Origin of the sequence: Rhodococcus sp. P14 (assembly GCF_000256505.1) — a bacterium.
GTDB classification, from domain to species: Bacteria; Actinomycetota; Actinomycetes; order Mycobacteriales; family Mycobacteriaceae; genus Rhodococcus; species Rhodococcus ruber.
The window spans coordinates 1-8,972 of the sequence record NZ_AJFC01000387.1 but is presented as its reverse complement, the minus strand read 5'-3'; the positions used below and the strand labels follow the sequence as shown (position 1 = coordinate 8,972).

General features: G+C 70.7%; 8 protein-coding genes and 1 pseudogene. 1 reads left to right on the top strand and 8 read right to left on the bottom strand.

What is annotated here, in order from left to right:
• From OEY_RS0126905 to OEY_RS0126870, 8 genes and pseudogenes are all read right to left on the bottom strand, one after another.
• Positions 1 to 218, bottom strand: a pseudogene (locus OEY_RS0126905) (ABC transporter permease); the annotation flags it as partial.
• Positions 215 to 1,162 (bottom strand): ABC transporter permease, encoded by a 948-nt coding sequence (locus OEY_RS0126900; protein WP_029540270.1) that lies wholly within the window; start codon positions 1,160 to 1,162, stop codon positions 215 to 217. The gene OEY_RS0126900 and the pseudogene OEY_RS0126905, both read right to left, overlap by 4 nt.
• Before the next feature lie 53 nt (positions 1,163 to 1,215).
• Positions 1,216 to 2,751, bottom strand: a complete 1,536-nt coding sequence (locus OEY_RS0126895; RefSeq protein ID WP_010596825.1) for an ABC transporter substrate-binding protein — start codon at positions 2,749 to 2,751, stop codon at positions 1,216 to 1,218.
• Positions 2,752 to 2,789: 38 nt separating this feature from the next.
• Entirely contained in the window at positions 2,790 to 4,313 is a 1,524-nt protein-coding gene (locus OEY_RS0126890; protein ID WP_010596824.1) for an ABC transporter substrate-binding protein, read from the bottom strand.
• Positions 4,314 to 4,363: 50 nt separating this feature from the next.
• Entirely contained in the window at positions 4,364 to 5,908 is a 1,545-nt protein-coding gene (locus OEY_RS0126885) for an ABC transporter substrate-binding protein (RefSeq protein WP_010596823.1), read from the bottom strand.
• A gap of 147 nt (positions 5,909 to 6,055) precedes the next feature.
• Positions 6,056 to 6,931, bottom strand: coding sequence for an alpha/beta fold hydrolase (locus OEY_RS0126880; protein ID WP_010596822.1), 876 nt, complete (start codon positions 6,929 to 6,931; stop codon positions 6,056 to 6,058).
• A 21-nt stretch (positions 6,932 to 6,952) separates the two neighbouring features.
• On the bottom strand, positions 6,953 to 7,384 hold the full coding sequence (locus OEY_RS0126875) for a PPOX class F420-dependent oxidoreductase (RefSeq protein ID WP_010596821.1): 432 nt from the start codon (positions 7,382 to 7,384) through the stop codon (positions 6,953 to 6,955).
• A gap of 4 nt (positions 7,385 to 7,388) precedes the next feature.
• Entirely contained in the window at positions 7,389 to 8,420 is a 1,032-nt protein-coding gene (locus OEY_RS0126870) for a patatin-like phospholipase family protein (RefSeq protein WP_010596820.1), read from the bottom strand.
• Positions 8,421 to 8,779: 359 nt separating this feature from the next.
• Between OEY_RS0126870 and OEY_RS0126865 the strand changes: the two genes are divergently transcribed.
• On the top strand, positions 8,780 to 8,972 hold a 193-nt coding region (locus OEY_RS0126865), incomplete at its 3' end, for a hypothetical protein (protein ID WP_010596819.1).

Below are 8,972 nucleotides of genomic sequence, written 5' to 3'. Positions count from 1 at the left end.
GGCGGCAGCCGGCGGGCCGTGAGTTCCTGCACCAGCGGGTCGTGCGGGGCGATCAACGGGGCGGCGAGCCCGAGCACGGTGATCAGGGCCAGGAACACCGCCGCGGCGACGGCGGCCCGCCGGCCCCGGAACCGGCGCAGGAACCTGCGGCGCGGCGATTCGACGGCGGCCGGCGCCGCCTCCACGACGGGCTGCGAGGGGGTGAGGGTGTCGCTCATGCCGCGCTCCTGGTCCGAGGGTTGAGGTACCCGTACGAGATGTCGACGAGCAGGCTCATCACGAAGGTGGCGAAGACACCGAAGATGACGACGCCCTGGATGGCGGGCAGGTCGCCGGACAGCACCGCCTGCACGGCGAAGTCGCCGAGTCCCTTGAGCCCGAACACCGACTCGATGACGGCCGTGCCGCCGAGCAGGAACGCGATCTGCATGCCGAGCACGGTCGCGGTGGGGATGAACGCGTTCTTCAGGGCGTGCTTCCACAGGACCGAGCGCCGCCCGAGTCCCTTGGCGGTGGCGGTGCGCACGAAGTCCTGCTGCATCACCTCGATCATGGAACTGCGCAACTGGCGGGCGATCTCGGCGGCGGCGGCGAGGCCGAGCGCGATCGCCGGCAGCAACAGGTGACTGAGCCACGGCCACACGCCCTTGGCGAGCGGGGTGTAGCCGGTGGCGGGCAGCACCCTCAGTTGCAGCGCGAAGACGAGGACCAGGATGAGGCCGAGGACGAAGTTCGGGGTCGCGACGCCCAGGGTGGAGCCGACGCTGGTGGCGCGGTCCTGCCAGCTGCCCGGCCGGCTGCCGCCGACGATGCCGGCCGGGATGCCGACGGCCAGCGCGACGAGCACCGCCACCAGGGTCAGGGACACGGTGACCGGCAGCCGGTCGACGATCATCTCGAGCACGGGCGCCTTGTAGGTGAAGCTGGTGCCCAGATCACCCCGCACCAGTCCGCCGAGGAAGTCGGCGTACTGCACGACGACGGGCTGGTCGAGTCCGAGTTCGGTGCGCACCAGTTCGATCTGTTCGGGTGTCGCGGTCTCGCCGGCGATCCAGTGTGCGGGATCGCCGGGGATCAGGAAGATCAGGCCGAAGGTGATGGCGGTGGCGATCAGCAGCAGCGGTAGCACCGCGAGCAGCCGTTGCCCGATCAATCGAAGCATCCTGCCGGTCCTTTACATCTGTCGAGGTGTCGCTCGGGGCGGTGCCGCCGCGGTCATTCGGCGGCGGTGAGGCCGATCCCGCCCCATTCGTCCAGTGCGCGGTACGGCTGGTAGCCGACGACCCGGTCGGTGAGGGTGGCGCCGAGGTCGGAGAAGGCCAGGGGGATCATCAGTGCCTGGTCCACGACCGTGGCGGAGACCTCGCCGAGGAGCTGTCCGCGGGCCTGCTGGTCCGGTTCGGCGTTCGCGGCGGCCAGGGCCTCGGCGAAGCCGGGGGTGACGTCGTGCGACGGGTTCTGCGGCGAGTCCGGGGCGAAGTACGTGGTCAGCAGCAGCGACGGATCGGCCCGTCCGGAGAAGGTGGTCAGCACGGCGTCGAGCTCACCGCGGTTGAAGACCGGCGACATCTCGGCGGGGCTGAGCAGCCGGATCTGCATGGTGACGCCGATCGCGTCGAGTTGCTGCTGGACGATCTGCGCGATCCGCTCGTTCTCGGGCAGGTTCATCACCCCGGCGGTGAAGGTGAACCCGTCCGGCAGTCCGGCCGCCGCGAGTGTCTCGCGGGCGGCCCGCTCGTCGTAGGCGTAGCGGTCGGCCAGCTCCTGGTTGTAGGCGAAGTAGCCCTGCGGGAAGTTCTGGCTGGCCGCCTCGCCGTGACCTTCGAGGGCGGAGTCGACGAGGGCCTGCCGGTCGATCGCGGTGCTCAGCGCCCGGCGCACGTCGACCTTGCCGAATTCGCTGCGGGTGCGGTTGAAGTGCAGGACGTAGTGGTTCAGGCTCGTCTGCACCTGCGAGTTCAGCCCCTGGGAGGCAGCGGGGTCGATGGAGAGCGGCGTGGCCATCGCGATGTCGAGTTCGCCCGACGCCAGCGCGTTGATGCGGGTCTGTGGGTCGGTGACGACCTCCCATTCGAAACGCTCGGCGGTCACCGACTCCGGATCCCAGTAGCCGTCCCAGGCCGCGAAGTCGTACGACGCGCCGGGCTGCGCGTCGGCCACGGTGTACCGGCCCGCACCGACCGGCCGCAGCACCAGGGCGGCGTCCTTGTCCGGCGTGCCGAAGGCATTCGGGCTGACCATCATTCCCGGCAGATCGGACAGCGTCAGGACGAGTTGCGTGCCGGGCCCGTTCAACCGCAGCACCACCGTGGTGGGATCGGGGGTCTCGATCGCCTCGACCGGAGCGAGCATCGTCGTGGTGATCGAGTCCGGCTCCTGGGCGCGTTCGAGATTGGCCCGGACCGCCTGTGCGTCCAGCGGGGTGCCGTCCTGGAACTGCAGGCCCTCCCGCAGACGGAAGGTGAGGGTGCGCCCGTCGTCGGAGAACTCCCACGACTCGGCCAGTCCCGGAATCGGATTCGCGTCCCGGTCGCGGTGCACCAGCCGGTCGTACACCTGGGTCAGCATGATGTTGTCCTGCGCGACCCGGGTCTTGTGCGGGTCGAACGACGACGCCCCGTAGGTGGTCGCGTACCGCAGCGTCGCCTGCGGATCGACGACGTCGGACGGCGCGGTGCCGGCGGAACCGCACCCGGCGAGGAGCGCGACGGCCAGCGCGGCGCCCAGGGCGAGTCTCGTGCGACGAGCCATGATGTTCTCCGTTTCTCGGCGGGGGATGGAGACGGGCGTTACGGCGCGGCCACTCCCACTCCGCGCCACTCGTCGAGCACCCGGCTCGGCTCGTAGCCGACGACGGTGCCGGAGGTGATCGCGCCGAGTTCGGCGAACGCGACGGGCAGCATCGCGGCGTGGTCCATCACCACGGCGTTGACCTCCCCGAGCAGGGCGGCACGTTCGTCGGGGTCGGTGGCCCGGTTGGCCGCCTCCATCGCCGCCCGGAAGCCGGGGATGTCGTCGTGCGACGGGTTCTGCGGCGAGTCCTGCCCGTAGTACGAGGTCAGCAGCAGCGACGGTTCGGCGCGCCCGGTCAGAGTGGTGAGGATGGCGTCGAGTTCGCCGCGGTTGAACGCGGGATTGAGATCGGTCGGCGTCATCGACCGGATCTCCATCGTGATGCCCACCCGCGCGAGCTGTTCCTGCATGATCTGCGCGATGAGCTGGTTCTCCGGCAGGTTCGACGCACCGGCGACGAACGAGAACCCGTTCGGCACGCCGGCCTGCGCGAGCAGGGCCTTCGCGCGTTCGGGGTCGAAGGCGTACTGGCCGTCGAGGGCGGCGTTGTGCGCGAAGTACCCGGAGGGGAAGTTCTGGCTGGCGGCTTCGCCGTGCCCCTCGAGGGCGGTCTCGACCACGGCTTCCCGGTCGACGGCGTGGGCGAGGGCCTGCCGCACCTCGAGCCGGCCGAATTCGCTGCGGGTCCGGTTGAGGTTGAGCACGTAGTTGTTGAGGGTGGTCTGCACGTCCGCTTCGAGGCCCTGCTGCTCGGCCGGGTCGACGGACAGCGGCGTGGCGATCGCGGCGTCGAGCTGGCCGGAGGCCACCGCGCTCACCCGGGTCTGCGGATCGGTCATGACGATCCACTCGAAGGCGCGGGACTGCACCGCCTCCGGATCCCAGTAGCCGTCCCGGGCGATGAATTCGTACTGCGCACCGGGCTGTGCCTGCGCGACGGTGTAGCGACCGGTGCCGGCCGGGGTCAGTACCAGGGCGGCGTCCTTGTCGGGGGTGCCGAACGCGTTGGGGTTGACCATCATTCCGGGCAGGTCGGAGAGGGTGAGCACGAGCTGCCCGCCCGGGCCGTCGAGCCGCAGCACCACGGTCTGCGGGTCGGGCGCCTCGACCGCGGCGACACCGGCGAGCATGGCGGCGGTGATCGAGTCGGGCTGCATCGCGCGTTCGAGGTTGGCCACCACCGCGGCCGCGTCGAACGGGGTGCCGTCGGAGAACGTCACGTCCTGCCGCAGACGCAGCGTCAGGGTGGAGCCGTCGTCGGCGAACTCCCACGACTCGGCGAGCCCGGGAATCGGGTTCGCGTCCCGGTCACGGTGCACCAGCCGGTCGTAGACCAGATTGAGCATGATCGAGTCGCTGGTGATTCTCGTCTTGTGCGGGTCGAACGACGACGCGCCGTAGGTGGTGGCGTAGCGCAACGTCGCGTTCGGGTCGGCGGTCTGCGCGGCGTCCGTCGCCGCGGAGCTGCCGCACCCGGCCACCGCGACAGCGACGGCGAGCACGGACAGGGCGGCCTTCATCGATCTGCGAAACATGACAGTCCTCGGGGTGATTCGGGTCGTCGACGGGTTCACGGGGCGGCGACGCCGACGCCGCGCCACTCGTCGACGAGCAGGGTGGGTTCGTAGCCCACGACCTGATCGGTCAGGGTGGAGCCGAGCTCGAAGAACACCAGCGGGATCGCGAGCGCGTTGTCGCTCACCAGTTTCGACACGTCGCCGAGCTTGTCGGCACGCGCCTGCAGTTCGGACTCGCGGTTGGCCGCATCCAGGGCCTCCTGGAATCCGGGGGCCGTGCTGCGGGACGGGTTCTGCGGCGACTGCGCCCCGTACAGCGAGGAGAACAGCAGGGCGGGATCGGACCGGCCGGTGAAGGTGGTGACGATGGCGTCGGCGTCCCCGCGGTTGAACGTCGGGGAGGCTTCGGACGGCGGCATCGGCTTCAGCTGCATGTCGATGCCGACCTCGGCGAGCTGTTGCTGCACGATCTGCGCGACCTGCACGTTCTCGGGCAGGTTGAGCAGGATGGCGGTGAAGGAGAACCCGTTCGGCAGTCCTGCCTGCGCCAGGAGCTGTCGTGCCCTGTCCGGGTCGTACGGGTAGGCGTCGGCCAGGTCGGGCTCGTAGGCGAAGTAGTCCTTCGGGAAGTTCTGCGTCGCGGCCTCGGCGTGACCTTCCATCGCCGTGTCGGCGATGGCCTGCCGGTCGATCGCGTGCGCCAGCGCCTGCCGCACCTCGAGCTTGCCGAACTCCCCGCGCGACCGGTTGAGGTTGACGGCCATGTGGTCGAGCCGCAGCGCCGTCTCGACGCGCAGGCCCTGCTGCTCGGCGGCATCGATGGTCAGCGGGGTCGTGATGGCGGCGTGGAGGTCTCCGGAGGTGACGCCGGCGAGGCGGGCCTGTGGGTCGGTCATCACCGTCCACACCACGCTGTCGGTGCGGACCGCGTCGGGATCCCAGTAGCCGGGCCGCGCGGTGAACTCGTACTCGGCGCCCGGCTGCGCGCGGGTGACCGTGTAACGGCCGGCACCGGCCGGGGCGAGGGCCAGCGCGGCGTTCTTCTCCGGTGTCCCGAATGCGTCGGGGTCGACGATCATTCCCGGCAGGTCGGACAGCGCGAGGACGAGTTGCGCGCCGGGCCGGTCCAGCGCGAGCACGACGGTGCGCTCGTCGGGAGTCGTGATGCCGGTGACCCCGGCGAGCATCGGTGCCGTCACCGAGTCCGGTTCGAGCGCGCGGTTCAGGTTGGCCTGGACGGCGGCCGCGTCCACGGGGGAACCGTCGGCGAAGCTCACCCCCTCGCGCAGATGCAGGGTGAGGGACTCGTCCGTCAGCTCCCACGATTCGGCCAGGCCGGGGACGGGTTGCGCGTCGACGTCGCGGTGCACGAGCCGGTCGTAGACCAGGTTGAGCATCGTGGCGTCACTGGTGATCTTCGTCTTGTGCGGGTCGAAGGAGGACGCGCCGAAGACCGTCGCGTAGCGCAGCGGGATCGCGGGGTCGGCGACGCCCGAATTCTCGGACACCTCGGAGCCGCACGCGGTCACGAGCACCGCGCACGTTCCGAGGGCGGCCGTCCACCGCCGGATGGAAAACCTGCCCGTTGCGACCGGCATCTCGCCCCTTCCTCGAAGCGCTCGCGCGCACAATCGATTTCAGGACGGACGCCGATGCGCACGGCCCTGTTGCCGACCGAACGTAGGGGCTTGTGACGTGCCGCACATCGCCGTTCCCACTGAACGAGACCGTGCGGCAGCCGGTGGTCAGCCGAGCGCGCCGAGAACGGCGGCGTTCACCTCCGCGGCCGGGACCATGGGCATCGTGTGGTGCGTCGCGCCCTCGACGAGCACCGGGCGCAGCCGCGGACTCGCGGCCTCGACCGTGGCCGCCACCGTCGCACTGTCGTGGACCTTGCTGCCGGCCGCGAGGACGACCGTCGTGTCCACGGCGAGTCCGGCGAGGGCGCGGCGGGCGGGACGTTTCGGGACGACGAGCTTGCCCGCCGGGAAGTGCTCGGCACCGAGGGCGACGAGCTCGAGCCAGTCCTCGTCGAGTGACCGGCCGCCGGTCTCCCAGCGCAGGAATCGTCGCTGGCGGTCTCCGCTGGGCCGCAGCAGCAGCGGGACCGCGCGAGCCAGGTATCCGGCGCGCATCCGGACGAAGCACGAATTCGGATCGAGCAACACCATGTTGCGGATCCGCTCGGGGCGTTCGAGTGCGTAGGCGAGCGCGACCATGGCCCCGTACGAGTGGCCGGCCAGGTGGAACGAGGACAGGCCGAGCGCCGCGGCGACGCCGTCGAGCCACGACCGCAGGTCGTCCACGTCGCGCACGGGCCTTCCGTGCGCGACGCTCCGACCCACGTCACCGATCGGATCCACGGCCAGCACCCGGTACCGGCCGGCGAGCGCGGCGGCGTTGGCGAACCACACCGTCGACGTCGCTCCCCCGCCGGGCAGCAGGACGACCGGCGGCGCGTCGTCGCTGCCGCAGACAGTGACATGCGTTGTGCCGAAGTCCGATTCGACCGTCACCGGACGGACGTCTGCCGGCCATTTCGCCAGCACGGCATCGTAGGCGCGGAGGAACCGTTCCCCCTCGGTGGTGGTTGCGAACCCTGTCGTCGACGCGCGCGGCATCGTCTCCCCCTTTCGTCCGGATCAGCCGGTCGGTCCGGCCATCCCGTAGAACCGTTCCACCCGCATCCGCAGCACGAGCCGGCGGTCGGCGACCATCGCGTCCCGGAACTCGTCCCAGTCCGGATGTTCGCCCTGCACCTTCCGGTACAGGGCGACGAGGTCCTCGACGGTGTCGTCGTGCGGGTCCGCCGCGACGGGCGACAGCTCGGCCGTGCCCTCGGCGACCGCGTACGCCCAGCCGCCGGCGGCGCTGACGTACAGGCTCACCCGGGGGTCGCGGCGCGCGTTCGCGGTCTTGGCGCGGCCGTCGGTGACGGAGACCGCGAAGGTCCGTGTGCCCGGGTCGTAGTGGTAGACGATGTTGGACAGCTGCGGCCGCCCGTCCCTCTTCAGGGTGACGAGGGCACCGATCGTCGAAGTGGCGAACAGCGCTTCGAGACTGTCGGCGGTCACGACCTCACCATCGCTTTCCGTGGGATCGGTAGCGTTTGACGTACTCCACCCAGTTCCAGGTGGACAGGAAGCCCTGCGCCGCCTCGTACCCCTTGGCGAACTGCGCCTCGATCTCGGACTTGTCGATGTCGAAGTCCAGGACGCCGACCTCGGTGGAGTCGACGCGGATCGTGCGGGCGCTCACCCACGGCTGATTGAGATGCGCCTGGTCGCGGCCGACGAGGACGGTGGTGACGATGCCCTCGATCAGCTCCGGGGAGTCACCGAGCGCCGAGAACGGGCGCAGCAGCCGCAGCGGGGGCAGGACCTTGTCGTTGCCGGCGGGCAGGTTCGGCAACACGGTGACACCGAACGTGGGCCAGCGGGGCTGGTCGGTGTCGATCCGGTCGAGCGAGTCGATGGGGAAGTTCGACAGCAGCCCGCCGTCGACCAGCGTCGACCGCAATCCGGACGTGGCCGTGAGCGTCGCGGGCCGGAAGTAGAACGGGATCGACATGGACGCGCGCACCGCGTCGGCCACCGACTGCTCGTCCGGATCGAGGCCGTAGACCGAGCGGTAGTCCCACGGCAGCCGGACCAGCAGCCCTCGCGTGATGTCCGTGACCGTGACCACTAGCCGGTACCGTCGCTCCTCGGGGAGGTCCTTGTCGTCCGTCCGCAGATCCCCGAAGGTGCTGACGCCCAGGTCCTTCAGCGTGTCCCGGATCCAGGCGTGCGCGTAGTCGCCGCGATAGAGGCCCGATCCGCGCAGCACCCCGAACGCGGGACCGAACAGGGGAATCCGCTCGACCGGTCCCGGGTCGAGGAACTTGTCGTACTCGATTCCGAAGACGGCGTCGCGCATCTGCTCCCCCGTCCACCCGGCCTTCGATCCGGCCGCGACGACGGCGCCGACCACCGCGCCCGCCGAGGTGCCCGAGACCCGTTTGAGCCGGTAGCCGGCGTCGGCGAGCGCCACGACGGCGCCGGCGAGCCCGATGCCCTTCCCCCCGCCGCCGGCGAGGACGAGGTCGGCGGGGCCCGGGTCGGCGGTCATCGCCCGCCCCCGAGGCCGCGTCCGCCGCTCGGAACGATCCGTTCACACCCGTCCATGGCCGCCCCCTCCTGCAGCTTCCGGGAAAGGAGTCTTGGCTCCCCGTGCTCCCACCCTATGCCGCGCACCGCGGAGCGTCGGCGGTAATCGCAGCGTGTCCCCGTTCAACCCACGATGCTGTCGAGGGCGGCGATGATGCGGGACGGCGCGTGCCGGCTCTCCGTGCGCCGGATCATCCGGATCCAGGTGGCGAGCGGTTCCTCGGGTCGCGGAACCGGGCACAGGGACGGTCGTTGCGATTGAATCGCAACCGGACGGGTACGCCTCCGGCAGCGAAGACCACGACCGGAGGAGACAAGCCCGTGAACACTCACGTCACCGCGGACACGCTGCGCACGCTGCTCGAGTCGTCGCTCGACGGTGCGACGCTGATCCTGCAGGGCGGCCGGCCGCAGGTCGTCGCCGCGGACGACCTGACCGACGAGAACCGCGCGCTGGTGATCGTCACCCGCGACGAGCTGCGCGGGCAGTTGCCGAAGGACCGGGACTACAACG